We start from the raw sequence: 25176 nt of genomic DNA, 5'->3' as shown, positions 1-25176 counted from the left end.
TAAAGTCGTCTAAAAAGTTCGGCCAACGCTAAAGTGAGAACGGGGTGTTGGCCGAACAGTGCTTACATTAAAAACTATTTCAAACTGATTGAATCAGCAAAAGGTTTAACACCTAACGCTTTATAGATTTTTTCCGGTTGATACATTTTATCGCCTTGAATGACCAGGCTGGCTTTACGTAAATCCGCGATATTGTCTATGGGATTGCCATCAATCAATACCAGATCGGCGTATTTGCCTTCTGCAATAGAGCCAGTATGTTTGTCCTGCCCAACGACACGAGCAGAGTTTAAAGTTGCAATGCGTAATACGTCAATATTGGGAATACCCGCTTTGGAGTAAAGTTCTAATTCACGCAATAACGTAAACCCAGTAAACATATCAGTGCCTGGAATAATTGGCACACCCTTATCAAACAGAAGTTTCGTCATTTTTAACATAGCATCTCCTGCCGCCTTGTAAGAGGCATCCATTTCCGGTGTTTCTATATTCATGGTCGATGTTTTTAAACCACGTTGAAACAAGGGAGGTAAATGATCGGCGATCGCTACGTACTCTGGATCCAGTTGCTTGTCCCGTGTTAACAGCAAACTGTTAAAGGTCGAAATCGTTAAATCCACCTCAATACCTTTATCAGCAAGTTTTTGCACAAAATCTTGAACTTCTTTGCTGTTCAGATCCACATCTTTGGCTTTTTCACCAATCAGAGTAAAACGTAACTGCTGACGCGTATCGATTTGATCGCCACCCAAAAAATTCAGAAATAGCATATTGATATGTTGAATTTCATCAAATCCGGCATCTACCGCCTGCTCAGCCGACATAAAAGCAGGTATGTGACCACTTAAACGCAATCCGCGTTTATGGATGTGATCGGCCAACTCCTTCATCCACTTGGGATCCATCGAAGAATACGTTTTAATCTGTATATAGCCCCGATCGGCATACCAATCGACTGCGTCTTTCGCTTCTTGCAACGTACTCACCGTTTTACCGTTACCCGCAGAGTATTCGCTTTGTTTATCAATAAAGCCCGCTTTATAAATATGTGTACCCAGGTAATCTTTTCGGTACAAACCTTCTATTTCTTCCAGGTTCGACGGGCTATTTCCAATATCACGTACACTGGTTACACCTGCAGCGAGATAATTAAACCCATGATTTTTGCTTAGGTGTCCGTGCATGTCCCATAATCCAGGAATCAAGGTTTTTCCCTTAGCGTTAATCACTTTAGCGTTTTTTAATGGCTTAATATTTTTGCTAACATTCACGATGCGCGCGTTATTAATCAGCACGTCATAACCTTCAAGCAACTTTTTATTATCCACATCAACCACATTTGCATTCTTAACCAACAGTGGCTGTTGAATTTCGTGCGTTAACTGCGAAGACAGATCCGCATAATATTCATGCTCTGCTTTTCGCAACAACCCTTTTAACGTCTCAAAGGTATCCAGCCCCCAACCTTCGCGAATACCCTTTATCCAACCGCCACCATCAAAAGCAAAAACTTGCCCATCGCCATCAAACCATGAAAACTGAGGAGTCATGTTCAGTCCGGAAATGGCGTATAAATGCACCTTTACTTTTTTGCCGTCTTTTTCGAGCTCGGTAGTAGTGACTTCATGCAGTTGCGCACGACCCGATGGAAAAAGTTGCAACTGCTTAAACGGCGATTTCAATAAGGCACGCACCATGGCGGCGTTACTCATACCATCGACAGGAATGTAAAACTCTTTGTCTGAAATTTTGGCAGAACCTTCATCGGCACGACTGTACCAAGTAGCCATTCCGTCCTTAATGATGAAATGTTCATCAACCGGAGCACCAAAGGCCGATATTCCCTTAATCGTGATTTCAACCGGAAACCCTTTGTCATTCAATCGATAATTTTCATCCATGGAAACGCGTCGATTATTCCAGCTCAGTTCTGTGGTGCTGGAGAGTGAATGAGAATCTTCAACTTTGGTGATTTGCTTACCCATTAAGCCTTTATCGTTATACAGCTCAAGTACTAGAGTTTGAGTAGCATGAACGCCGGCAGACAAGGCCAGCAGACACCCCAATAGCGGTTGTTTCCACATGGTTGGCTCCTGATTTTAGTTTTAATAATGAAACGAAACGAAATAAAGCAATATAAAGGACAGAAATAATAAGACCAATACGAAAACTGTAACTAAGAATGACGCAGAAAATGAAATAGCAAGGAATGTTGAGATAAGGCGTCTGTTGAAGACATCTTATCTCGAACAATAAAAAGTTGGATTCTAACTACAACACTACGTCCCAAACATCATCGTTACTCATCCAGTCGCGGTATTTTTCCTGACCGCCACGAGCGCCCCAATCCGAATCAATGGTCAATCGAGAGCTGATCCCACCACGAGGATTACAGATCATGACCACGCGCAGGCGATCCGGCTCATAAACTTCGATTAAATGATCATAAATCACGTTAATTAATCGCTCGTAAGACACCACAATATTGCGCAACTGATACACATACTGTTTGAGTGCTTTCAACTCGATAATTTTATTGGTTGGGTAAAAGGTTAAGTAAACGGTCGCAAAATCAGGCTGCTCCTGCACACCCAGAAAGGTAAACTCAGGAATCTTCACTTTAATCTCGTAAGCCCCATTCGATGGATTTGGCAACGCCTTCATCAAGGATCGATCAATAGCTTCCCAGGTTTTTATTGAATCACTCATGGCTTCCACTCTTAAATGTTTGTGTCGAACGCGTTTTACGCTCTCGTTATTAGGATGTAACAGTCAGTGAGTTAAAACATTGTTCCTCGTTAGCCGAATACTGTACCTTCTGACAGCCAGAAATTTGTACGGAATAAGCCTAAACTGAATAAAACGCTTTAACTTTAGCACAATGTCGGCAATAATAAACTTCTTTACGTCTAGACGTCCACATTAATTTTATACCAATTATGAATCAAAGCCGTATCAATGCCTTTTACCAGGCCTTACAAACTCGCATTTTGGTGCTCGATGGCGCCATGGGAACCATGATCCAGCGCTTTAAGCTGCAAGAAAACGACTATCGAGGGCAGCGATTTGCGGATTGGCCAAGTGATCTTAAGGGCAACAATGACTTACTCTCTTTGACCCAGCCGGAAATTATTGCTGATATTCATCGCCAATATTTGCAGGCCGGTGCAGATATTATTGAAACCAACACGTTTAATGGCAACGCGGCATCATTGTCGGATTACGGTATGGAATCGCTGGTTGAAGAACTCAACTATGAATCCGCTCGACTGGCTCGAAACGTGGCTGACGAATTTACTGATAAGCCCCGTTTCGTTGCCGGTGTTTTAGGTCCAACGAACAAAACCGCCAGCATTTCACCCGATGTGAATAACCCGGCCTTTCGGAATATCAGCTTCGATGAGCTCGTCGCGGACTATTTGATGGGTGCTCGCGCCTTGGTTAAAGGCGGTGTCGATATTTTATTAATCGAAACGATTTTCGATACATTGAATGCCAAAGCTTGCGCTTACGCTGTCGCCGATCTATTCGATGAACTGGGTTACAAGTTACCCGTAATGATATCGGGCACCATTACCGATGCATCTGGTCGTACTCTTACCGGTCAAACGACCGCAGCCTTCTATCATTCCTTACGCCACATTGAACCTGTTTCTTTTGGTTTAAATTGCGCTTTAGGCGCGAAACAGTTGCGAGCCTATGTTGAAGAACTGGCGAATATTTGCGAGTGTCATGTCAGCGCTCATCCTAACGCTGGCTTGCCCAATGAATTTGGTGAGTACGATGAAACGCCGCAAGATATGGCTGAAGACATCGCCGAATGGGCACAAAGCGGCTTTCTGAATATTGTGGGTGGTTGTTGTGGTACAACGCCAGAACATATCAAAGCCATTGCAAGTGTTGTACAACATAAAAAGCCTCGAACACTTCCAAAACTGAAACCCGCTATGCGCCTGTCGGGACTGGAACCTTTATCCATCACGGAAGAATCCTTGTTCGTTAATATTGGTGAGCGCACCAATGTTACCGGTTCTGCCAAGTTTTTACGCCTGATCAAAGAAGATGATTTCGAAGCTGCGTTAGAAGTAGCACAGCAACAGGTTGATAATGGCGCGCAAATGATCGACATCAATATGGATGAAGGCATGCTCGATTCGATAGAAGCGATGGAGCGATTTCTGAAACTCATTGCTGGCGAACCCGATATCAGCCGGGTGCCTATTGTGCTCGATTCGTCCAAATGGGAAGTAATAGAAGCCGGATTAAAGTGCATTCAAGGCAAAGGGGTTGTTAATTCCATTTCGATGAAAGAAGGCGAAGCGGCGTTTATCGAACACGCGAAGAAAGTAAGGCGCTACGGCGCTGCGGTGATCGTGATGGCTTTCGACGAGCAAGGCCAGGCTGATACCTTTGCACGGAAAACTGAAATTTGCGCACGCGCTTATAAGGTATTAACTGAACAAGTTGGGTTTCCCGCGGAAGACATTATTTTTGATCCCAACATATTCGCAGTTGCTACCGGAATAGAAGAACACAATCGTTATGGGCTTGATTTTATCGAAACCTGCCAATGGATAAAGGAAAACTTACCTTACGCATTAATCAGCGGTGGTGTTTCCAATTTGTCATTTTCTTTTCGCGGCAACAACCCGGTTCGCGAAGCCATGCACGCGGTATTTCTTTACCATGCCATTCAAAATGGTATGGATATGGGCATTGTTAATGCGGGTCAGTTGGCCGTTTACTCTGACATTCCCCAAGAACTGCGCGATGCTTGCGAAGATGTGATCTTAAATCGTCATCCCGAAGCGACCGATAATTTGATTGCTCTGGCAGAAAGCTTTAGAGGTGACAATCAGGAGCAGCAAAAGCAACAACAAGCGTGGCGCGACTGGTCTGTAAACAAACGGCTGGAGCACGCATTAGTTAAAGGCATTACCGAGTTTATCGAGCAAGACGTTGAAGAAGCTCGACAACAAGCCGAAAAACCCTTACACGTGATTGAAGGGCCACTCATGGACGGTATGAACGTGGTAGGTGATTTATTCGGTTCTGGAAAAATGTTCTTACCTCAGGTAGTCAAGTCGGCCCGGGTTATGAAAAAAGCCGTGGCGTATTTGTTGCCGTTTATGGAGAAAGACAAACAACAATCGAAAAGCGCCGGTAAAGTATTAATGGCAACCGTAAAAGGCGATGTACACGATATCGGAAAAAACATTGTTGGTGTTGTATTACAATGTAACGGCTACGAAGTGATTGATCTCGGTGTGATGGTTCCCGCGGAAAAAATATTGTCGACTGCCAAAGAAAAAAGTTGCGACATCATCGGGCTCTCCGGGTTAATTACCCCATCACTGGACGAAATGGTGCATATGGCGTCTGAAATGCAACGCCTAGGAATGGATAAGCCCTTGTTAATTGGCGGTGCGACGACCTCAAGCATTCACACGGCAGTAAAAATTGATCCACAATATCAACATGCGGTGATCCATGTGCAAGATGCCTCGCGTGTAGTGAATGTCGCTTCCAAATTAATGAACAAAAAAGAACGCATCACATTTATTGATGGATACAAATCCACATATCAGCAAAAACGCGAACAACGAGCAAAACGGGATGAATCGCGAAACCTAGTGGATTATTCACAAGCATTAAACAATGCGTTTAAAACCGACTGGGCAAAACAAACGATCACTCATCCAAGCTTTCTGGGCACTAAAGTGTTCGAAGACTATCCACTGGAAGACTTGCTGGAACGCATTGACTGGACGCCTTTCTTTCGCTCCTGGGAGTTAGCGGGTCGTTATCCGCAAATTCTAGACGATGAAATTGTGGGCGAATCCGCACGTAAGTTGTTTGACGACGCGCAATCGATGTTGCAAAAGATCGTCGACGAAAAATGGCTAACAGCACGAGCGGTGATCGGATTTTTCCCCGCATCTGGCCATGGTGACAGTGTCATTTTGTACGACGAAGTTAAGCCAGAGCAAGAAAAATTAACACTGGAATTTATTCGCCAACAAATACCACGACGAGACGATGCAGCCAACCTAAGTTTGGCCGATTACATTGCACCAAAATTATCGAATCGTACCGACTATATGGGAGCTTTTGCGGTTACCGCAGGCATCGGGATCGAAAAACACATTGCTCGTTTCGAAGCGGATCACGACGACTACAGTTCCATCCTTTTAAAAGCGCTGGCCGATCGATTAGCCGAAGCTTTCGCTGAGCGCATGCACGAAAAAGTACGTAAAGACTATTGGGGCTATGCCAAGGAGGAAGACTTAACCAACGATGCGCTCATTGCCGAAAAATATCGAGGTATTCGACCGGCACCCGGTTACCCGGCCTGTCCCGATCACACCGAAAAAGGAAAGCTCTGGCAATTATTGAATGTTTCCAAAAACATCGACTTGCACTTAACCGAAAGTTTTGCCATGACGCCTACCGCTGCGGTGTCAGGTTGGTACTTTGCGCATCCACAAGCGCGTTATTTCGGTACGGGTAAAATCAAAAAAGATCAGGTAGAGGATTATGCTCAGCGTAAAAATATGGATATTAAAGCCATCGAGCGTTGGCTATCACCAATATTAGCCTACTAACTTCCATCAAAGCGAAGTCGCCCAAAAGGCAATGTGTTTCCCATTGCCTATTTCACTTGTTTCCGTCTATGATTTAATGAAATAAAAATATCGGAATACCAACATGTTCGAGTGGATTTACCTACCTGAAGCCTGGATTGCATTGGGTACATTAATCGTTCTGGAAATTATTCTGGGTATCGATAATATTGTTTTTATTTCGGTTCTTGTTGGTCGACTACCCAAACACCTTCGAGCTAGAGCTCGCCGTATCGGTGTTTCTATTGCGCTTATTGCTCGAATTTTATTGTTACTCACCATCGTTTGGATAATGGGACTGACAGAGCCATTGTTTTCGATTTTTGAGCAAGAAATATCTGGGCGTGACATCATTTTAATTCTTGGTGGATTATTTTTACTGGCCAAAGCCACTCACGAAATACATAACAGTTTTGAAGTTGACGAAGAAAATAGCGAAGTAAAAGTAAAAGCAACTTTCTTTTCCATTCTCTTTCAAATTGCCATTATTGATGTTGTCTTTTCTATTGACTCGGTGATTACAGCGGTCGGTTTGGTCGAACACTTAAGTATCATGATCATCGCTATCATCGTTTCCGTAATTGTCATGTTGATCTCTGCAAACTCGATTGGAGAGTTTGTTGACCGTAACCCAACGATAAAAATGCTCGCGCTGGCTTTTCTAATGCTCATCGGCGTTACGCTCATTGGGGAAGGTCTCGATTTCCATGTGCCCAAAGGTTATATTTATTTCTCTATGGCATTTGCAATTAGTGTCGAAATGCTGAATATCCGATTACGGCGCAAAAAAGCCTCTCAGGCTATTCGATTAAAGAAAAAAATTAAGGTTCAACCCAAAATGTAATCTCCAGGGGTTTCGTTTAGAATCGTAATTTTTAAGAAAAGAAAAAACCAATGCTTTCGAAAGCACACATCATCATCAACTTTGGAAACCACGTTTTAAAGTGTCTTGTGGCTGATGAGCGACGATCGCATAATGTCGGCGAGAATCCTCGGTTAAAAAGCAACAAGCGCGTTCAACTGTTTTTCTGAACCTGATTTGATAGTTTTGCCACCGCCACTTCAACGCGTTTAATTTCCCGTAATAATGAACCGCGATTCATTTCCATCCACACCCATTGCTTCATCGCAATTTGTGCCATAGCCGACAACACCAAGCACACCCCCCAAAATACATAATCACCGGTATTGCTAGACGTAAAAAACTCGTAGCCCGTCCAGATCATAACCCCGGTAACCGCCAGAATAACCACATTAATAAGAATCACCCAACGACCCAGCCCGGCGTTGAATGATCCCATGACCATATCAAACAGACCTTGTTTGTCCTGCAAAATCGCTTCAATTTCTGAAGATTCACCTTCAAGCTCTGATTTAATTCGTTCATCAATTTTCATAATCACCTCTCACCTTTCTATTGACTTAAATTTTAAATTTTTGCTGCAATAATTTTCGCGCTCGATTAAGTCTCGACTTTACCGTACCGGCAGCTATATCCAATACAGATGCAATTTCAACAACACTTAACTCGTCGAGATAAAACAAATGGATCATCTGTTTTTCTACTGTTGGCAATCGTTGTATCGCACTGTTTAAATCGCGGCTCTGTGCGATCTCCTGCTCAATGTCTTGTGTTGATATTAATTCATCACCAATGTCCTCAATGCGCGACTCTCGCTTTTGATTGCGTACTGCATCGAGTATTTGCCAACGCACACCTTTATAAATCCAACTACGGAACGCGCGTGGATCTTTCAGTCGACGAATTCGATGCGTCATTTTAAGCCAAGCGCTTTGCACCGAGTCTTGTGACAAAGCATGATCGCCACAAATTTTATAAGCGAATCGCAGCAGCTTCGAATGGTAGTGCCGATAAATCATCGCAAATGCTTTACGATTCCCCTGTTGCGCAGCCAATACCAACAGATCTTTTTCGGCTTGATTCATTGAATGCCTGTTTTTTCTGCCTTTAACATAAAGACGATGTTGTGGTGAATGAGGTTCATTTAATTTAGACTAGAGCACACTTAATATTAAGCCTTACTATCAGATAATGCGATTCATAATTCGAACAATATTTAGCCTAGCCTTTTTGCTCACTTCACAAACGTTATTCGCACAAGAGGTGTTTGTGGTACGCCACGCAGAGAAATTGACCGATGATTCAAACGATCCGTCTTTAACAGTTATTGGTGAAGCACGCGCTAACTGGCTCTCAGAGTATCTCAAGCCTTTCAATATCACTGTCGTTTATTCGACTCACTACCAACGCACACGTTATACAGCATTACCGACCGCCGAAAGTCAAAATATTGAAGTAACCACTTATGACCCGCACGATCCAAATACACTTGCAGAAAAGGTTCGACACACTCAAGGAAATGTTTTGATTGTCGGCCATAGCAACACGGTTCCAAAAATTGTTCATTTATTAGGTGGCGATGCCCAAAATGATATCCAAGAAGCTGAGTACAACCGGCTCTACCATTTAACCTTAAAGAATGACAAAGTGACTACCCGGTTGCTTAAGTCGAAACCCTAATATGCGTTTCCATTGAAAATTAATTTCTCCTTTTTGCGTGCATTTCTTTACAGATTTCTGGACTATACAAGTTAATAAATGCACGCTTATATTTCAAATATTAATAAATCTGAAATTTTTTCCAACAATTCAACTTTTGGTTCTCCGCCTTTCTTGTATATTGCCCAATGCTATCCATACTTAGTCGTCAGATCAGTCATGATCTAGCAACGAAAATCAAAGATAAATTGGAGCAGATAATGTTTAAGACCAATCACTCAAAATCAAAACGAGTTACGCATTGGTTAACGATGGCTGCAGTAGGATCCTCGTTAATGCTGTCCGGTGTTAATGCAGAAGACAATGATTTTTCTTCTATACAATTCGAAAATAATTACGAACTGATCATCAAATTCAAATCGTCCGATCGAAACGCGAAACGTGCAGAAATCAGTTCAAAAATTTCAACATTAAGTTCACGGTTAGACCGCCCTCTGACACTGCAAAGAACGCTGGGTTCCGGTGCTCAGCTGGTAAAATTTCGCTCACAAACTCCAGGTTTTACAAGACAACAGCTGTTACAGCAACTGAGTCTTGAACAAGACATTGAATACGCGGTTCCCAACTATCGACTCTATCCTTTAGCGACACCCAGTGATCCACGTTACAACGAACAATGGCACTACTTTGAATCAAGCGGTGGTATCAATATGCCAGCGGCGTGGGATATTAACGAAGGCAACGGCGCCGTCGTCGCCGTCATAGATACTGGATATCGACCACATACCGATTTAGCCGCCAATATTGTCGGTGGTTACGATTTTATATCCAATTCCGGCACGGCTCGTGACGGCGATGGTCGCGATCCTGACGCCAGTGACGAAGGTGACTGGTTCGGCTTTTTCGAATGCCCAGGCGCACCCTTTTACTCAATGAACAGCAGCTGGCATGGCACTCATGTTGCGGGAACCATCGCTGCTATCAACAATAACGGTGAGGGTGTTGCCGGTATAGCACCAAAAGCGAAAATTGTTCCCGTTCGTGTATTGGGAAAATGCGGTGGAACCTTGGCGGATATTCAAGACGGGATGTTATGGGCAGCAGGAATCAGCGTTTCCGGAATTCCGGATAACCCTAATCCAGCTAAAGTGCTCAACTTATCGTTAGGAGGCGGTGCTGCTTGCGACGCAGCGATGCAAGATACCGTGAATCAAATCACTGCAGCAGGCGCATTAGTCGTTGCAGCAGCAGGTAACAGCAATGCTGATGCTTCCGGGTTTACACCCGCCAGTTGTGACAACGTGCTGACGGTTGCCTCGACTAACCGAAGTGGCAGTCGAGCCAGTTACTCAAATTACGGTAGCGTCGTTGAAGTAGCTGCACCAGGTGGTGAAACTTCCGGTAACAGTGCCAACGGTGTACTTTCCACTTTAAATACGGGAACCACCACGCCAGAAAACGATTCGTACGCGTTTTATCAAGGTACTTCGATGGCCGCTCCACACGTTGCAGGTGTCGCAACATTACTGTACGCACAAAAACCCAACACGACACCAGCCGAGGTGACTCAAGTAATGATGGATACAGCGCGTGCTTTTCCTGGTACTTGTAACCAATGTGGCGCAGGCATCATCGATGCGCACGCCGCGCTGGTTGCGATTGGTGGCGGTGGAAACCTGCCCCCCGATGCAAACTTCACTTATTCTGCATCCGCGCTCAACGTTAACTTTACCGACACCAGTAATGACAACGATGGTAGTGTCGTCAGCTGGAACTGGGACTTTGGTGACGGTAACTCATCGTCGAATCAAAACCCAATGCATACTTATGCCAGCAGTGGAAGTTATAACGTAACGCTAACCGTTACCGATAACGAAGGTGCCAGCGACTCCATTACCCAAACCGTATCGGTAAACGATGGTGCCAACGAACCGCCAAAAGCCGACTTCAGTTTTGCAGTGACTGATCTGAGTGTTGCCTTTACCGATCTCTCCAGCGACGCCGATGGCAGTATCAGCGGTTGGCAATGGGACTTTGGCGATGGTAACTCATCGAGTTCGCAAAATCCGAGCCATACCTATACTGCCGCAGGAAGCTACAATGTTACGTTAACCGTAACCGATGATCAGGGTGCGACACATTCGGCCACTCAATCGGTTACCGTGACGGAGCCACCAGGAAGTGAAATTACTTTAAGTGCTTCGGTATCCTCTTTCTGGTTTATTCACAACATTACACTAACCTGGGACGGAGCAAACGGTGCCAATGTCGATATCTATCGTAATGGCGGACTGTTAACGACCACCGCCAACGATGGTAGCTGGTCCGAAACGCGTTATTTCTCTGGCAGTGGCACTTATCAAGTGTGTGAAGTAGGCACAGACACTTGTTCCGATGAGGTAACGGTAAACTACTAATGTGTTTGTAACTGTAGAAGCCCGATTACGGGCTTCTACTTTTCTCGATCTTCAAAGTCCTTACTGACTTCCAATTCATTTGATCCATTTTCCGGTTCTTCTTTTGGCTTCGATTCGCTTAAGTTTTTCACACTATCAAACTGCTTTTTAAAATTGATCGACGCGCTCATTTCCTGCCCACTGATCGCTTCAAACGATAGATTTTGAGTCAGTTTGTACTCGATTATCCAACCGGCTTGCATTTCATTACTTGAGTCAATCGTTGTTCCATAACCAACACTGAGCTTTTCATTAATTTGTGTCGCTATATCAACACGTGAGCTGTCAGCTTTGGTTTTGCTAGTGATTTGAACGTTTTTAATTCCCAATGCATCGCCAATTTTTTGCGCCAATTTATTTGCGCCTTCAACACCTAAACTCAAGGCTGCATTCGCCAGTGCATTACCTTCTGATTGAGACAATGAATCTATCGAACGTCCGGTCAGTAATAACGCTAATATGTTTTCTTCAGCCATTGCTGGCTCAGAATAGAGTGTTAAACGCGGATTGGCTAATGAGCCATTAGCAATAACACCTACTTTTATATCATCAATTTCACGTGTTGCTTTAAACTGAATACCAGGGTTTTCAGCTGACCCTAAAAATAACAACTGCCCTTCGTCAATGGTTAAGACTTGTTTGTAGGCTTCAAATTTTCCATGACGTAACACGAGTTGACCATTGATTTTTACAGACTGTCCTTCTTGCGCGAATAGCTGCAACTGACCTTGTAAATCGCTGCTTAAGCCAAAGCCATCAAAGCTGACATTTTTTCCCGTTATCAACTGTAAATCTACGGTATACCGCATTGGTGGCTCACCAATTTTGCTTTGGCCTGAAACAACTTGATCATCCGATACCGAAACTTTTCGTATTGGCAATCGTTTCATTTTAATTCGAGCTTCATCGAATACAATTTTCCCATTCAAACGCAAATGATTTTGCTTGAACTGCGCATCTAAATTAGGCGAAACAATGACTTTACCGGTATCTGAATCAAGCACCAACACTTTATCACCATTAACCTTTGCCTCAACATCCAATTCCGGCAACAAGTTTGCGGCACCATTAACCACTAACTCACCTTGCTTATTTTTTAAATTACCCGTGAAGTCAATTCGACTTTGGTTTGACAACAATGCCAATTTCGAATTTTCGATATCAAGCCCAACTTCTTCTATCACGAGTCGATTCACCTTAACTTCGCCCTTGCCGGCAATCCGAAAATCGTCCAACGTTCCAGTTACACTCATTCGATGTTGCCAACTGGCATTAAGCTCATCAATTCGTGTTTGCCATTCTTTAAGCCATGCAAATTCGTTCAGTTCAATATCAATACTCGAACGAAACTTCGAATCATGATTCAGCGGCCAGTCGCTCGAAAAATTCATAACCAGTTTGTCCGATTGAGGTAACAATAATTCTAAATGAGCGTTCAACTGTTTATTCAAAACACTCCCTTTAACCGACAAGCGATCCAGATTTAACCTTGGAAGGCTATCACTACTTTGAATCGATAATTCTTCCGGCTCACTCCCAGTATTTTGAGCGTGAGGCAACTGCCAGAAAAACTCGTTTTGCTCCAAAGTAAACTGCCACTCGTCAAGCGTTCGAAACTGGAAGCGAATATTACCTTTTGGAGTGAACCATTCACTCATCCACTGTGGCGTAATCAGTTGGTGATGCTGTTGTTCCCAATCTACCGACACTTGAAAATCTTTTTCTTTTAATGCACTGTACACATCTATTTGTTGCCAATTACCCTTCCAACTCTCCTCACTCAAAGATAATCGTTCAGATGCCAAGTTAATATCCAGCTGATTGAGTTCGAGTCCTTTTCCAGCCACATTAAATTGCCCTGCAAGTTGTCCTTGAATGGCAATCGGCAACTGAAAAGCAAACTGTTCAGAAAACTCAATTAATTGCTGTAAATCCATTTGTTTTAAATCGCCTTTAATCGACCAAATGGGATCTTGCCAGCGCGCATTGATACACATGCTGCCCAAACCACTCAAGCACAGCTGTTCAATCGACACACCTTGCTCTGCCCAATGAAGGTTTCTTCCTGCCAGATTAACGTGTTGTTTTTCCGCTGATATATCCAAATTCATATGTGGAATCAACCAGGAAGATGCCGCATTGAGTTCTAGCTCTTCAGGAAACCACTTTCCATGCAAGTTGAATGAAAATGGATAGTGCTGAATTTTCCCCGTAGCCTGAAGTTTGTGATTTTCAATATGACCGGACAAAGTCAGTTTACTGTTTTCAACCGTAATATCATTAGACCGAATTTTAGCCGCGCTTATTTTTGCGTTTATCGTTTGATTATAATCAATACTCCAATTCGCTTGCCGAATTTCAAGTTGTTCCATTGCCAATAACGCTACCACACCGGATGATTGTAATTGCCAATTTTGCTGATGGTAATTCAGTTTTGCTTTACCACGGATGTCTTTACTTTTTATCGGTAGCAGTCCACTGACATCGTTCAGTTGAAATGCCAAATCGGCAGAAAGCGATTGCAGCTGACGATCGAGAAATACTCCATCGGCACTCACTTCCACTTTATGTTGATCGAGGACGATCGATGGAGCGCGCAATTGAAATACGCCTTTTTTAAATGAAGTGATCAAATTGATTTGTATTGGAATTTCTTTTTGCAATGAGCCTTTTATTCGGTCATTATCGTTTTTCGAGGCTTGAACATTTTGTACAGGCTCAACTTTCGACAACCACTGCTGCAATTGTTGATGCGTTAGCGTACTCATTATTTCAAGTTGCGCATTGCTTTGACGGTCCCATTCGAGCATATCTTCAATCTGAAAATGACTGTTTATGTGAGCTTCTCGTACTCGTTGATGCGTTAGCGTGCTTTGCCATTGTCCAGATAAAGCCGGCCAGTGCAATTCAAATGATACGTCGCTGTGTTGCAACTGAAGTGACTCCAAGTGATTTGACAGCGATTGAGAAGGAACCAACCAGCGACCACTCGTTATCTTGAGTTCCGGCTCCAGTTGTAAATAACCACTTAAAGTAGACTTGACAGGCCGCTCGGTTGTAATTTTAAATTCTGCTTGTCTTTTTAACTCACCCTTACTTTTTAAAACCAAACGAACCTCGCTGTGCTCAATAGCGACTTCAAGCTGATGTGCCCAAGTCGTAAGCGGATCAAGTTGAGCTTTCATTCGAAAATGACCATCGAGAAATTCAAACGCGCCGTCATTCAGTGCTATTTGATTATCAAAGAGGCTGGCCTTTCGAAGTTGAATACTATCAAACGACTGCAACAAGATTGCCTTTTCACCACCGATAGGCCAACTGAGTATTTCCAATTTCGATAACGAAAAGTGGTTTAATACCGCAGTAAACGGGAGTTCCAATTCAGGCAGTTCAATAACCAGTTCGGGTACAGGTTCGCTTTCATGAGTCGTAATAGCGGCTTTATCCATAACAATGGAGTCGCAATTAAAATGAGCGACAATAAAGTCGGGCCAGAAGCATTGCAGTTCAATGTTTTCAGCGACCACCAAAACATCCTCGTCGTACCATTGAGCCGACTGGATACGAAGTTTGTCACTCAACTTTCCACTTACTGGACCAATCGTTAAAGCACCTGGTAAATAAGGTCGAGCTGTTTCTAAAGCCCATTGCAGACCACTTGTTGAAAAATAAATCCAGCTTAACAAACCACAAAGTAGCAACGTGAAAAGGGAAAACAGCACGCTGAAAAATTTGAAAAAGCGTTTCATAGATCCGGTCCAATGGTAATATGCCAACGCCACGCTTCAGGCTCATCCAATGCTTTAGCATAATCAAGCCGAATCGATCCAACCGGAGTTACCCAGCGAATACCGGTACCGACTGAACGCTTCAATGTAAAATCGTCACGATGATTAAACGCATTGCCGGCATCGGTAAATATTGCCCAGCGCCAATCGTCACTAAAACGCCAGTCGATTTCAGTCGAGTGTGTGAGCAGGTATCGACCGCCCAGAATGTTATTGTTCTCATCAACCGGAGCCAATGCTTGATAACGATAACCACGTACCGAGGTATCACCACCGGCAAAATATCGATAGGTTGTGGGCATACCGGTAATAAAATTATCCAGATCCATATTGGTTAGTCCAAGGTGTAAACGTCCTAACAATCGCCAGTTTTCACTAAAGCTCCACACAGCTTTTACACGTTGCTCCAGTTGAACAAAGGGCAAGTCCGGATCACTCAATGCTTCATCACTCACTCGAACAATAGCTTGCCAATGCCAACCGTTTTTTACCTGAAAAGGGTCGGGCAAACTGTAATAGTCGATTTGCCAGGAAGGGATCAGATATTCCAAAATATTCTCGATAACATCGCTTGAACTCACTTCTTCCGTCGCCACCGTACCTGCCCATTGTGTTGACCAATACTCATCGTGCTTTATTAGCCATCGTGAGTCGTAGGCGGTAATTTTACTGCGTGCGATGTTTTCTTCTTTCACTCGATAACTGACGCGATTGATCCATTCATCACCCAAATTTTCTAACGGCATGCGGTATTGAACATCGATACCCGATGATATTTCACTGGTGTCAAAACTGATCAAATAGTTGTGTCCTCGACGATTGACGCGACGATCCAACCAGCTGATACCAAAACGCCCACCTGAATCGGTACCATAACCTAAACTGGTTTTTAACTGGTACTTTTCTTTATCCTTAAGTTGAAACAATAGATTAACACTTTGTGCGTCTTCATCCTGAGTTTGTTCTAGATTAACCTGCTCAAAAAATTCCGATCGGTTTAATGCTTGTTGCGACTTCACAATGTCTTGTTGACGATAAAATTGCATGGGACCTATTGCTAAATAACGTTGAAGAAAGTCTTTCGATAACTCGCTTCCTGAAAGCTCAATCTTTCCTAATCGAAAACGTCTGCCAGTATCCATCTGCCATTGTACTTGAGCTTGTTTTGACTTGGTATCCACCTGAAGCAACGCATTCGTCATACGCACATTTAGAAAGCCATTTTCTAATGCGCTATTTAACAGTTGCGTTTTGAACGACTCATACTCTCCATGATCAAGTCGTTTTCCAACATGAAACGGATGTGAGCGCCAGAGTTCAAGAATCGGTTCAAATTGTTCACCTTCACCATCAATGTCAAGACTTGCCGTCTGCCAAACGATAGGGTCGCCTGGCTTCACTTGTAAATACCATTTTTGGTGACTTCCAGTTAATGTTAGCTCTGGGTGATAATAGCCTAGCGCTTGCATCGCCAACTTTGCTTTTCTTAGTATAAACTCATTCGAACGAGGAAAACCTAAAGTAGAAAGTGGAATGACACCATCGACAACATCGAGATGAGCATTGATATTATCAATGACAGTAGAACTTACCCCTTCAATTTCAAATGGAGTGCCAGACTTTTCTGACTGTTGAGCTAACGCAGTGCCCGAAAACATCAGCCACAGGTACACTGCAATTAAAAGCCTCACGCGCGTTCCTTTTTATTTCTATTATTTCAATATTTATAATTAAACAACATACCATCAAATCACGTAGAGTGGTCTGACGATTCAACTTTTATGGATAACGGTTGCGAATGCTTACCCGCATAAAAACTCATGTGAGGATAGGGAATTTCAATACCTTCGCGATCGAGTAACTCTTTTACTTTTTCTGCCATTCGACTTCGAAATTTTATAAACTCCTCACTTTTGGCCCAAACTGCAAGTCGCAACTGAATACCGGAATCAGCGAGACTTTCCACGATCAATAATGGCTCAGGCTCATCAAGACATTGAGTATCTTCACTTACCGCAGCAAGTAAAAGCTGTCGCACTCGAGAAAGATTTTCTTCATAAGCGACTGAAAAATTAAAGTCAAAGCGTCTAATTTTGAAACGCGTTAAATTCGTCATTTCCGTTTTGATTAAAGTTTCGTTTGGTAATCTTACAAACATGTTTTCAGGTGTACGTAACTTAACCGATAACCAATCGATACTGATCACTTCGCCTGTCGTATTGCCAACTTTTATCGTATCACCCACGGCAAAAGCTCGCTCACCGAGTAAAAACATACCACTGATAACATTCGACATTGACGTTTGCGAAGCAAAACCAACAGCAACAGAAAAAATACCTGCTGCGCCTAATAATACATTTAATTTCACACCCAGTTGGTGCAATGCCATGACTAGAAACAACCCCAACAAAAAGTAAAACAATAATCGTTTAATGACGAGTCCATTTTTAATTTTGAATTGAGCTTCTAAAAAAACAGTCAGTCGAGTTGAAATCAATCGAGCAACGATCAATCCTAATAGGAATATAATGATGGAATATACATAATTGGGAAAATTCATTGCACTTCCTTTTAGCTGAAAAACATTTCTAATGTGCGATTTAAAAGTCCTGAGGGATCTTTAGTACGCGGCGCACTTAACTGAATAAAATTCGCTGAACTGGTTTCCGCTTGCTTTTCAATATTGACCTGAATAGCTCCCGCATCTTCATCTCGAGTCACAGACAATCCTGGCGTCCACAACTCCCCTTCTGAATTACTGTATACCGATAAAAATTCTATCGGTATTGCTATTTTTTCAAGCTTCAATCGTTCTTTTGCCAAATTGGTAATTGTAAGAGGTGTAATGATCCGACTGGTACGTTTCGGTAAACTTTCTAATTGAGTTCGACCACTAAAACGGCTCGCATAGCAGAGCTCACCAATGTGAGGTTTTGGGCCAAACCAAGTATCGGACAGCTGAAAACTCGGAATTTCGGCAATGGGCTGCTCCTGACCATTGACATAAATGGCCAACCACACTGGCGTACTGATAAAAATCGTTACTTTTTGCTGCGAAGGTAAAAATAAAGGCATGTGAGGCCTTGCAACAATATTTCGATTAGCCAGCACCGGTCTAAATGTTAGCTTTTGACTTGCATCACTGTGAATTACACGCATTAATTCGGTACTTTCTTCAACCACTTTGGCTATCGAAGTCAATTGTATTTTTTGCTCCCTATCGTCTTCCTGCTGAGAGAGATAGCGGTGTCGAAACTGCCATTCGTGCCCTAAATTCGTTATATAGAGCTCTAACGCGCCAAGTCGTAGACGATAGTTTTTGCCCGACTCTACCTCGACTGGCTGCTGCCACAAATTTGTCACGTGCGACATAATTTATTCTCTTTAATTTCGATAAGAACGCAACTACACCTTACTGCACTGCAATATCACCAATAAACCTTTGATATTTCTGACTTATTAAGTTCTCCCCATAGCATAGCTGATCTGCTGATTGACTACCAAGGTGTTTGATCATCATCACTCAATTTACTTATTTGATACACCCTTGACTTGACATTATTTACTGTACGACATACAGTACCCAACGCATACCATGCATCACACAGTATGTGGCGCAAAGTATAGTACTTCTCACAACTAGGAAATCCGCTATGACAGAACAGGATAATTTTGAAAAACTGCGGCTCGAACTCAGACGCGGAGTTTTGGTACTTGCGGTTTTGTCGCAATTACAAAAGGAACATTATGGTTATTCGTTACGTAAAGCGCTAAATGACAAAGGCATTGATATCGATGAAGGCACACTTTACCCCTTGGTCCGTCGGTTGGAAAACCAAGGGTTATTAAAAAGTGAATGGCGTGAAGAAAACAAACGAAAAAAACGATTTTACTCCATGTCGGAAATGGGTGAAAAGGTCTTCAACCGATTAATTAACGAATGGGAACAACTCAACAACAGTATCAGTACTTTACTCAAAGGAGAAGCTTGATGACATTTGTGCAAAACTATCTTAACGAAGTGGCTGCGTATTTACCAAAAAAAAATCGTGATGACATTTTGGATGAGTTACGTAGCAACATTGAAGAGCGCCAAGAAGATTTAATTGAGCAAACGGGTAGAGACCTAACCGATCAAGAGCAGGCTGAATTACTCAGAGCATTAGGCCATCCGATGAAAGTCGCAGCGAGTTTTCAATCGCAGCAATACCTGATAGGTCCAGCTTTATTTCCCATATTTAAACAGGTTCTAAAGTTTTGTTTAATCGGCGTATTTGTGCTTCAAGTTGCCATAGCGGTATTTACCGGCATTGCCAATACAACTTGGTCGCTCAGTTTCGGACAAGTGTTGTTTAATGTGTTCGATACTTTTTTAATTGTTGCCGCTATTGTTATTAGCGCTTTTATTGCCTTGGAATACTCTGGTGAAAAACTGAACTGGTTTGAAAAATGGCAACCCGAAAAACTTCTCAGCAACCGACGTTATAAAGTCGACCGTCAAGATCTTCTCAGCAATATTATTACTGAAGGCTTTTTACTGCTGCTGTGGAACGGTTGGTTGAATATCGGAGAACTATCACATGATATTGCTGGCAATCAATTTGTTTTCGGAGAAATATGGAGCACTGTATTCTGGCCGGTCAACATCATTGTTGGTTTATCCTTTTTACAGCATATCTGGTTGGCTATCATCAATCGTTGGCATTCGACAACCATTGTTCTCGAACTTTTGTTGGATATTGCAACAATTTCAGTCTTGATACTACTGCTTAGTACTGACCAACGGGTAATAATGAGTGACCTAAATTCAGACGGAGCCGAACGACTTGTGCAAATAGTGGAAACCGGAATGATTTCAATTTTGGCCTTTATTCTTGCCGTGGTACTGTATGAAACCTGGCAACATTCTCGCATCGCGATCAAAATGTTTCGATAATTTTTAACTCGCTGCATCAAAAACGCCAAAAAATATGAAATTAAACCGTTACTCTCTGAATCAACACGTCAGTTGGAAACTCTGGATCGCCACACTGATTTTTGTATGTGGATTACTCGGCTTCCTTTTTGGCGTGGAAGTTTCTGAACGTCCAGGTATACCTGAAACCAGTTTGTTGACAAAAGCTTACTATACACTCGGGTTATTTGTACTGGGAGGTATGGACTTAGGAACACCGGTATCCGGACCGAAAATTGGGCAAGTCTTTTTGTGGCTTGCCTATTTCGCCGCCCCTGTGCTTACGGTTTCTGCTATCATCGATACGTTAATTCACGCGCTTGCCCCGGACTCCTGGGGATTGCTCGGTTTAAAAAATCATATCATCGTAATCGGCCGTTCTCCGTTAGCGACTATCTATCTGGAAAAGCTCCGAGAAAAACAACCCAATGTTCCCGTTGTACTTCTCATGCAACACGCAGAAGCATCGGAAAAGGAAGAACTGAAAGCTTTGTACGGTGCCAAAGTACTCATCGGCGATGCGACACATCCCTTTATTTTAAGTCGATTACGATTACCCTATATTAAGAAGATCGTATTGTTGGACGATCAGGATTTTTACAACCTAGAAACAGTCAGTCAAATCGTTTCACAGTACCCATCAATTGCAGACAAAGTCATACTTCATGTTTCCGACTTACGTTTTATGCGAGGAATTGGCGATGCAGGAATTTCAAAACAAGTTGAAATATTTAATAGCTATCATTTAGCTGCGAAAAAGTTAGTTAACGCAACATTACTTTCTCATTTTCAGCGTACCAAACCTAAAGATATTGTCGTGTTCGCTGGTTTTGGTCGCTTCGGACAAAGCATACTGGAAGAATTGCAGCATCACGCAAAAGACGCTTTCGATACCGTCGCAGTGATCGATACCGACGCCCACCGTAGGGTAATGGTGGTTGATGAGCAAACATCTGAACATCATCATTACCAACGTGAAACTATCGAAGGCAATATCCAGCATCCGGAAGTGTGGCACAGAATGTTTCAACTCGTTGACTTTTCCACTGTCGATCCGGTTTTTATACTGGGCACCGGTGATGATGCACAAAATATCCGAACCGCAATCTGGTTACGGAAGCAGTTTTCTAATGCGCTGATCATTAGCCGCTCACAAGCGCCTTCATTATTTGCCAAAAAGGCTTGCGCAGATCATGAAATAATCAGCGTTTGTCTTACTGATCTTGCAAAAGAAAGCATGCCAGATGAATGGTATCAATGATGGCAAACGTAATCATCATGTCACGAAATGGGTATCTTAAATCTACGATAATAATAATTGCGCGAGCCAAACATGGCTCGCACTTTATTACGATGAATGGCGTCTTCGCACTATAAAGGTACAGAGCGCTATAAACAGGACAATACCGCTCGCTCCACCATTCGAAGAAACACTTTGAACCTGATACCTGGGGCTATCGAGAGTGAAAGCATTAAAGGAGATATTTGAAAATTCAGAGTAATATCTGCCCGAGTCAGCTAAGCCAACTCGGGATGTTAATTCAATCTTCTGTGATTAAACTTTATTAAGCGGCTTTGCTATCGGTACTTTCAAAGATTTTATCCGCTGAAGAAGCAATAAAACCTTTAAACAACTCGCCATTTGCCATTGGGTGACGAAGCGCAAACTCATAAAAGCAGCTGGGTATGTTTCGAGTGCTGTCAGAAAAAGCAACATTTATACTGTTCGCCATAGTGGATGATTGCTCCAGAAAAGTCTCTGGCGAGCCTTTCACTTCTCCACCCGAAGTATTCAGTTCAAATCCGTGATCTTTAACAAATTGATTGACCTGCTCAATGGTTTCAAACTGCTCAAGCTCATTAATCGAGACGGTAAAATGATTTGGACGAAAACCAAATGCAGCAACCCAGGCTGCGTATTCACTTTCTTCCAATAAACGATCATACACATCAGACACCAATGTCCAAGGACGACCGGAATAAAGGAAGTCTTGCGATTTAACTTGATTGAGGTCGACTTGTGAAACCAATTGCTTGATTAATATTTGAACTTCTCGAGAAAACTCTTCAATTTTAAGCTCGCTGATAAACACCAATGGCATGGTCGGGTGTGCATAATGTTTAGCTCGCAGTTTCTTTTGTTCAAAGTCATAAGACTCTACTTCTTGATAGCCCGCTTCAACCAAAGGCTGAGCAATGTCTTCCACTCGAAGGCCTGGTAATCCAAAGGTACGAAAAGCCACATGGTCATTAACGACTTTGTCTTTTTGACTAAACAACTCAAAAATCTTGAGTGCATCCGGGTTTAATGCCAAATAATCCTGCCACATGTTTTCAAAAACTTGTTCGATAGACTGCTTGCTATTGCTCATATACTGCTCAAAATTAAATCAATTACTGGAAAATGGGATGAGACTATAGCGCTTCTTGAGATAGAGGAATAATATTGTTTATGTATAATAGGTATAGGTACTTCCTATACCTCAATGCATTATTGAAGTTAGTATTTACTTACGGGCAATCCTGTGGATCTGAGAGAACTGCGTTATTTTGAATCAACCTACGAGCTGGAAAGCATCAGCGCAGCGGCGAAGCATTGCTTCGTTTCACAGCCTTCTATTTCTGCGGCAATACAAAACCTCGAGAGTTATCTGGAGGAAGAGTTGTTTTTGCGACATGCGCGAGGTGTCACACCTACCGAATCCGCACACCGCCTATACCCATTGTCAAAACAGCTGACAGGACAGGCACGGTCTATTAAACAACTGTTTCAAAAGAAAGCCGCCATTCAGCCATTCCGGTTGGGCGTGGTTCCAGCATTGGGTGCTTCTCGCATGAGTCACCTAATTAAGGAAATCATCGACTCGGTGGATGGCTTAGAATTGACATTGGTCGATGCAGAAAAACGCAGTTGTGAGGCGCGCATTGTGTCATCCAACATGGTCAAACCGGACGAAATATTCACCCCTTTCTGGCATGACGAATTTTTAATGGCATTGCCCCCGGGACATGCGCTCAGTTATAAAACCGAGTTGTTGTTCGAAGACTTACACGGCCTGAACTTTATTTTACGCTCCCCAAGCCTGGTAACCCGAACATTAATGAGGGCCATGGAGCCACTGAATATTAAAATGAACATTCGAGCACGCATTCGCACTGTTGAGTACGCAGTAGAACTGGTCGCTGCGGGAGTAGGTGCGGCTCTGGTGCCGAATCATCCCAGTTTTTACAATACACAACAGCTTCCTTTGCTGAAAATAAAGGGTATGCAGTTTGATCGTATTATTGGGTTGGCCTATTCTCGAGATGAAAAAATTGACTCGGTGTTACAGTCCGTTATCAACGTGTGTAAAGTAAATAGTACGATTAAAGAGTAAGCGTATTAGAGCGTGTTTATCGCCACTTGATAAACGAGTAAATCCTGCAAAGAGCCGTTAATCAACATAAAGTTTGCTAACGTATCAACATGAACCGCTCCCAATTTTTTTGCCACATTGATACTGGCGACATTATCCGATAAACATCGAAACTCAACGATCTTCGCGAGGTTGCTACTCGATAAGTATAGAATAACCGCTTTTATAACATTATGCATAATTCCTTGCCCATGAAACGCTGTTGCTAACCAGTATCCGAGCTCCGCTACTTTTGTGTTCTGGTTGATTTCCTTTATAGCAAACACTCCCGCTGGATTATTTTTATACATAATCTTAAACCAGGCAGCTGAATTAAGTTGACTTTCAATACGATGTTTCAAGTAATGTTTCATGGTTGGAATATCTACGGTTTCACTTGCCCAGTATAAATACTTTTCCAAGCTTTCTCGTGACTGATTCACCAGAAACAGCAGAGCTTCAGCATCATCGAGCGTTAATAATTCAAGGCAAATATCCGAATTAATATCCAATCGAGCGCTCATTCATTCACTCCGTAATAATTCTCTACTTCAAATTTTGGAGAGCAAATGGCCATAAACACCAAATCCATTTGACCAATATTAGTGATTCTTTGTTTTACTTTTGGTGGAATGATCACCACATCACCGTAGGAAACTTTACTCGGTTCCAGTCCTTCTATTTCAACTAACCCTTGTCCTTCAAGAATTAAATACCTTTCACCGGTATTGTCTAATCGATGCCACTGCGTCGTAACGCCGGGTTCAACACGCGCTCTCGCGATGGATATTATGGGATCGTCTGTTGAGTTAGATAATTCGTTAATATGACACCCTTCTTTAAAGTAATATTCATTTTCAGCATTGTAGGTTTTAATGGTTGCTTTCATATTAACCGTTTCACTCGTAAAAGTTTGTTGTTCGGGTGTCATTCGAAGTATTAATGCTCACCAAAAACTACCTGCCAATACCCAACATCGATCCAGTTTTCAAATTTATAACCGACCTGCTCAAAGTGAGCCACTTTTTTCATATCAAATTTTTCATGTAGCGCAATACTGGCATCATTAGGCAAAGAAATTCCGGCAATGGCCGAGCGATAAGACAAGGTTCGGAGTTGTTTGAATAATTTTTGATAGAGTTGACTGCCCCATCCTTTGCCGGTTGCATCGGGTTTTAAATAAACACTGACTTCAACCGTAAACCGATATGCGCATCGTCCTTTCCACGGATTGGAATGAGCATATCCAACAACTTGACCAGACGCATCTTCCGCAACCAACCATGGGAGTTTGGCCATCAAAATATCATTTACGCGACTGGCCGACTCTTGCATCGAAATGGTTTGCGTTTCAAAAGTCACCACCGTATTTTCAACATAAAAATTATAAATATCGGCTATCGCTCTGGCATCGTCATGGTTAACGGAACGGATCATAA

The 25176-nt window shown here is 42.7% G+C and carries 20 protein-coding genes; 8 read left to right on the top strand and 12 right to left on the bottom strand.

Going from position 1 to position 25176, the window contains the following annotated elements; translation table 11 throughout:
- Positions 1-74: 74 nt before the first annotated feature.
- Both ACTUJY_RS05010 and ACTUJY_RS05005 read right to left on the bottom strand, forming a co-directional pair.
- Positions 75-2084, bottom strand: a complete 2010-nt coding sequence (locus ACTUJY_RS05010; RefSeq protein ID WP_463614965.1) for an amidohydrolase family protein — start codon at positions 2082-2084, stop codon at positions 75-77.
- A 187-nt stretch (positions 2085-2271) separates the two neighbouring features.
- Positions 2272-2709: a preQ(1) synthase gene (locus ACTUJY_RS05005; RefSeq protein WP_463614964.1), complete on the bottom strand. Its 438-nt coding sequence runs from the start codon at positions 2707-2709 to the stop codon at positions 2272-2274.
- Between the two features lie 230 nt (positions 2710-2939).
- Between ACTUJY_RS05005 and metH the strand changes: the two genes are divergently transcribed.
- On the top strand, positions 2940-6605 hold the full coding sequence (gene metH / locus ACTUJY_RS05000) for a methionine synthase (protein ID WP_463614963.1): 3666 nt from the start codon (positions 2940-2942) through the stop codon (positions 6603-6605).
- Positions 6606-6708: 103 nt separating this feature from the next.
- Positions 6709-7467 (top strand): TerC family protein, encoded by a 759-nt coding sequence (locus tag ACTUJY_RS04995; RefSeq protein WP_463614962.1) that lies wholly within the window; start codon positions 6709-6711, stop codon positions 7465-7467.
- A 172-nt stretch (positions 7468-7639) separates the two neighbouring features.
- Here the strand turns inward: ACTUJY_RS04995 and ACTUJY_RS04990 are convergent, their stop codons facing one another.
- Together ACTUJY_RS04990 and ACTUJY_RS04985 are read right to left on the bottom strand one after the other, a co-directional pair.
- On the bottom strand, positions 7640-8020 hold the full coding sequence (locus ACTUJY_RS04990) for a DUF6768 family protein (RefSeq protein WP_463614961.1): 381 nt from the start codon (positions 8018-8020) through the stop codon (positions 7640-7642).
- A 25-nt stretch (positions 8021-8045) separates the two neighbouring features.
- The gene (locus tag ACTUJY_RS04985) at positions 8046-8570 is read right to left on the bottom strand and encodes an RNA polymerase sigma factor (RefSeq protein ID WP_463614960.1); all 525 of its coding nucleotides are present in this window, start codon (positions 8568-8570) and stop codon (positions 8046-8048) included.
- 184 nt (positions 8571-8754) lie between these two features.
- Between ACTUJY_RS04985 and ACTUJY_RS04980 the strand changes: the two genes are divergently transcribed.
- Together ACTUJY_RS04980 and ACTUJY_RS04975 are read left to right on the top strand one after the other, a co-directional pair.
- Complete coding sequence (locus ACTUJY_RS04980) at positions 8755-9165, top strand: SixA phosphatase family protein (RefSeq protein ID WP_463614959.1); 411 nt, start codon at positions 8755-8757, stop codon at positions 9163-9165.
- A gap of 239 nt (positions 9166-9404) precedes the next feature.
- The gene (locus ACTUJY_RS04975) at positions 9405-11561 is read left to right on the top strand and encodes a S8 family serine peptidase (protein WP_463614958.1); all 2157 of its coding nucleotides are present in this window, start codon (positions 9405-9407) and stop codon (positions 11559-11561) included.
- A gap of 35 nt (positions 11562-11596) precedes the next feature.
- Here ACTUJY_RS04975 and ACTUJY_RS04970 read toward each other — a convergent pair whose 3' ends face one another.
- Genes ACTUJY_RS04970 through ACTUJY_RS04955 form a run of 4 tightly spaced genes read right to left on the bottom strand, consistent with a single transcriptional unit; the run spans position 11597 to position 18760 of the window.
- Positions 11597-15349, bottom strand: a complete 3753-nt coding sequence (locus ACTUJY_RS04970) for a translocation/assembly module TamB domain-containing protein (RefSeq protein ID WP_463614957.1) — start codon at positions 15347-15349, stop codon at positions 11597-11599.
- Positions 15346-17079, bottom strand: a complete 1734-nt coding sequence (locus ACTUJY_RS04965; protein WP_463614956.1) for an autotransporter assembly complex protein TamA — start codon at positions 17077-17079, stop codon at positions 15346-15348. The genes ACTUJY_RS04970 and ACTUJY_RS04965 overlap by 4 nt, the downstream gene beginning before the upstream one ends.
- Before the next feature lie 59 nt (positions 17080-17138).
- Entirely contained in the window at positions 17139-17948 is an 810-nt protein-coding gene (locus tag ACTUJY_RS04960) for a mechanosensitive ion channel family protein (protein ID WP_463614955.1), read from the bottom strand.
- 11 nt (positions 17949-17959) lie between these two features.
- Positions 17960-18760, bottom strand: coding sequence for a hypothetical protein (locus tag ACTUJY_RS04955; protein WP_463614954.1), 801 nt, complete (start codon positions 18758-18760; stop codon positions 17960-17962).
- Positions 18761-19041: 281 nt separating this feature from the next.
- Here ACTUJY_RS04955 and ACTUJY_RS04950 point away from each other — a divergent pair, with 281 nt between their 5' ends.
- Genes ACTUJY_RS04950 through ACTUJY_RS04940 form a run of 3 tightly spaced genes read left to right on the top strand, consistent with a single transcriptional unit; the run spans position 19042 to position 21603 of the window.
- Positions 19042-19380: a PadR family transcriptional regulator gene (locus ACTUJY_RS04950; protein ID WP_463614953.1), complete on the top strand. Its 339-nt coding sequence runs from the start codon at positions 19042-19044 to the stop codon at positions 19378-19380.
- Positions 19380-20324 (top strand): HAAS signaling domain-containing protein, encoded by a 945-nt coding sequence (locus tag ACTUJY_RS04945; protein ID WP_463614952.1) that lies wholly within the window; start codon positions 19380-19382, stop codon positions 20322-20324. Before ACTUJY_RS04950 ends, ACTUJY_RS04945 begins: the two co-directional genes overlap by 1 nt.
- A gap of 34 nt (positions 20325-20358) precedes the next feature.
- Positions 20359-21603, top strand: a complete 1245-nt coding sequence (locus tag ACTUJY_RS04940; protein ID WP_463614951.1) for an NAD-binding protein — start codon at positions 20359-20361, stop codon at positions 21601-21603.
- Positions 21604-21907: 304 nt separating this feature from the next.
- Here the strand turns inward: ACTUJY_RS04940 and ACTUJY_RS04935 are convergent, their stop codons facing one another.
- Positions 21908-22714: a 2-oxoadipate dioxygenase/decarboxylase family protein gene (locus ACTUJY_RS04935; RefSeq protein ID WP_463614950.1), complete on the bottom strand. Its 807-nt coding sequence runs from the start codon at positions 22712-22714 to the stop codon at positions 21908-21910.
- A 153-nt stretch (positions 22715-22867) separates the two neighbouring features.
- On the opposite strand from ACTUJY_RS04935, the gene ACTUJY_RS04930 reads away from it, so the two are divergent.
- Complete coding sequence (locus ACTUJY_RS04930; RefSeq protein WP_463614949.1) at positions 22868-23719, top strand: LysR family transcriptional regulator; 852 nt, start codon at positions 22868-22870, stop codon at positions 23717-23719.
- 5 nt (positions 23720-23724) lie between these two features.
- Here the strand turns inward: ACTUJY_RS04930 and ACTUJY_RS04925 are convergent, their stop codons facing one another.
- Genes ACTUJY_RS04925 through ACTUJY_RS04915 form a run of 3 tightly spaced genes read right to left on the bottom strand, consistent with a single transcriptional unit; the run spans position 23725 to position 25174 of the window.
- The gene (locus ACTUJY_RS04925; RefSeq protein WP_463614948.1) at positions 23725-24261 is read right to left on the bottom strand and encodes a GNAT family N-acetyltransferase; all 537 of its coding nucleotides are present in this window, start codon (positions 24259-24261) and stop codon (positions 23725-23727) included.
- Positions 24258-24668, bottom strand: coding sequence for a cupin domain-containing protein (locus ACTUJY_RS04920; RefSeq protein ID WP_463614947.1), 411 nt, complete (start codon positions 24666-24668; stop codon positions 24258-24260). The genes ACTUJY_RS04925 and ACTUJY_RS04920 overlap by 4 nt, the downstream gene beginning before the upstream one ends.
- An 8-nt stretch (positions 24669-24676) precedes the next feature.
- Positions 24677-25174 (bottom strand): GNAT family N-acetyltransferase, encoded by a 498-nt coding sequence (locus tag ACTUJY_RS04915; protein WP_463614946.1) that lies wholly within the window; start codon positions 25172-25174, stop codon positions 24677-24679.
- Positions 25175-25176: the final 2 nt, after the last annotated feature.

The sequence above is a fragment of the Pleionea sp. WD8-19 genome, from assembly GCF_055326765.1.
The sequence above is the reverse complement of the archived record's forward strand: the minus strand, read 5'-3'. Positions and strand labels throughout refer to the sequence as shown.